This is a genomic window from Rhizobium ecuadorense (genome assembly GCF_001187535.1).
In the GTDB taxonomy this organism is placed as follows: Bacteria; Pseudomonadota; Alphaproteobacteria; order Rhizobiales; family Rhizobiaceae; genus Rhizobium; species Rhizobium ecuadorense.
The window spans coordinates 1-407 of the sequence record NZ_LFIO01000718.1 but is presented as its reverse complement, the minus strand read 5'-3'; the positions used below and the strand labels follow the sequence as shown (position 1 = coordinate 407).

Genomic DNA, 407 nt, shown 5'->3' with positions numbered 1-407 from the left:
CCTTCCGATGACTTCGTAGCGGCCGCGATAGGCGCTTTCCCGGTTTCCGCGGGCTTCGTCGTAACGGCCATTCGGCAAAAGTTCGTGGCGGACGCGGCCATCATCCGTAACCCACATGCCGACATAGGGGTGTTGCTGCATTCTGTTCTCGCTTGTTTGTTGCTGCTGATCTCGGTCGTTCACGGCATCGGTGGCGGACGAACTGGTCGCCGTGCCAGCCAGGGTGACCGCCGTGAAAAACTGCAGAATCGGGCTTTTGAAAATCCTTCGCATTGCCTTGCCTTTCGAAGAAGATCTGCCGATGCGTGGGTCTTGGCGTTGATCTCGACTTGAAAGATAGCGTGCCCATCCGCGGCGATTAAGTTGCCAATCCAGGATGCCTTGGTTAGAAATTCTAACCAATGGTC

Annotated in this window: 1 protein-coding gene; it reads right to left on the bottom strand. The window is 56.0% G+C overall.

Annotated elements, in window-relative coordinates; translation table 11 throughout:
• Window positions 1–273 (bottom strand): Atu4866 domain-containing protein (locus AF337_RS13535; RefSeq protein ID WP_082336807.1); only part of this gene is annotated, 273 nt, incomplete at its 3' end.
• Between the last annotated feature and the right edge of the window lie 134 nt (window positions 274–407).